At 74.5% G+C, this 1,795-nt stretch carries 2 protein-coding genes; both read right to left on the bottom strand.

Translation table 11 applies throughout. The features are described from left to right. A partial coding sequence (locus tag HMPREF3105_RS06500; protein WP_070709004.1) for a peptide chain release factor-like protein occupies nt 1–311 on the bottom strand: 311 nt, incomplete at its 3' end. Further along, the gene (locus HMPREF3105_RS06495) at nt 304–1,749 is read right to left on the bottom strand and encodes an MFS transporter (protein ID WP_069941685.1); all 1,446 of its coding nucleotides are present in this window, start codon (nt 1,747–1,749) and stop codon (nt 304–306) included. The genes HMPREF3105_RS06495 and HMPREF3105_RS06500, both read right to left, overlap by 8 nt. Nucleotides 1,750–1,795: the final 46 nt, after the last annotated feature.

Here is a 1,795-nt window from a genome sequence, read left to right as displayed (position 1 = left end):
AGCCGCTCGCGGGCGGCCACCCGGTTGCGCCACTGGGCCCGGTGCTCCGCCACGCTGACGGTGAGGACCGTCCCGGCCAGCCGGGGCGCCAGCCGCGCGAGGACGCGGGCGCGCTGGACGTCGTCGAGGGCGGAGGTGGCCGCCAGGTCCAGGCTGAGCTGGACCCGCGAGTCCGCCGTGTTCACGCCCTGACCGCCCGGGCCGGAGGCGTGGGAGAAGCGTTCGACGAGTTCGCCCGCGGGGATGATCAGCCCGCGGGGTGCGCCGGGGCCGGGGGTGACGCGCACGTCGCCGGGGCGGGGCTCAGCCACGGGGGGCCGCCGTCCGTGGTCCGCGCAGGTCCGCGAGTGCGACGAGGAGCGCGAGCGCCATGCACCCCGCCACCAGGGTGAAGGCGGCCATGAACGCCCCGTCCCAGTCGGCACTGGAGGCGACGCCCAGGAACACCCCCACGATCACGGCGGTGCCGACGGCCGTGCCGACGCGCTGGCCGGTCTGCAGGACGCCGCCGGCCGTGCCGGAGTGCCGCGGCGGGACCTCGGCCAGGCTGAGGGTCTGGTTGGGGGAGACCACCAGCCCCTGCCCGGCACCCAAGATGGCGAGGGTGAGCAGCAGCCACCACGGGCTCAGGCCGAACTCCCGGTTGGCCCACGCCACCCCGATGGAGCCCACGACGGCGAGCAGCGCCAGCGCGATGCCGAGGACGACGATCTTCCGGCCCGTGCGCAGCACCACGCGCCCGGCCACGGTGGACATCACGCTCGACATGACCGCCGAGGGAAGGCCGATGAGTGCGGCGTGCAGCGCCGGGTAGCCCAGCCCGTTCTGCATGAACATGGCGATCACCACGAACATGCTGGTCGAGCCGGTGAAGTAGATGGCGATCAGCAGGGCGCCGCACGCGAAGCTGCGGGTCTGGAACAGGCGCAGGTCCACCATCGGGGCGCGGCCCCGTCGTGCGTAGCGGGCCTCCCACCGCGTCCAGAGGGCGGCCAGGCCGATGCCGACGGGCACGAGCACGAACCGCCACGGCTCGAGCCCCCGGTCCAGGAACGGGAGCATGACGGCCACGAGGGCGCCGGCCAGCAGGACGACGCCGACCGGGTCCAGGTCCGGACGCCGCGCCCGCTCGGGGACGGTGCGCGGCAGCCACTGGCGGGCCACGATCAGGGCGCCGAGGGCGATGGGCACGTTCACCAGAAAGGTCGCGCGCCAGCCGAGGTCGCCGCCGAGCCACGCGATGAGCCCGCCGCTGAGCAGCGGCCCCACCGCCACGGACACCCCGACGACGGCGCCGAGCGCCCCGAACGCCCGGGCGCGGGAGGCACCGGAGAACTCGCCCTGGATGAAGCCCGTGACCTGCGGATTGAGCAGGCCCGCGCCCACGCCCATGACCAGGCGCGCGAGCACGAGCAGGACGCCCGTGGGCGCCAGGCCGGACAGGAGCGCACCGAGCGCGAACACGCCGAGGCCCACCATGAACAGCCGGCGGCGGCCGAAGAGGTCACCCGCCCGGCCCGCCGGCACGAGCACCATGCCGAACACGAGGGTGTAGCCGGAGATGGCCCACTGCAGCTCCGCGTCGCTGGCGTCCAGGCCCCGTTGCAACGCGGGCAGGGCCACGTTGATGCTGGACACGGCCAGCAGGGACATGAAGATCGGGATGAGGAGCACCGCGAGGATGCGCTGCTGGTGCGGGGTGAAGACCGAGGACGCGGCGCCGTCGGACGGACGCGGGGCGACGGGCATGCGGTCTCCTTCTCGGGGGGGGTGCCTCTATGGTTTTCGTCAAGCC

The sequence above is a fragment of the Micrococcus sp. HMSC31B01 genome (assembly GCF_001816085.1).
In the GTDB taxonomy this organism is placed as follows: Bacteria; Actinomycetota; Actinomycetes; order Actinomycetales; family Micrococcaceae; genus Micrococcus; species Micrococcus luteus.
Note: the sequence above shows the minus strand (reverse complement) of the source record. Positions and strands in the feature narration are given on the sequence as shown.

Coding starts and splice junctions, on each gene's coding strand:
- HMPREF3105_RS06495 (WP_069941685.1), bottom strand. CDS start 1,749: ATGCCCGTCGCCCCGCGTCCGTCCGACGGCGCCGCGTCCTCGGTCTTC.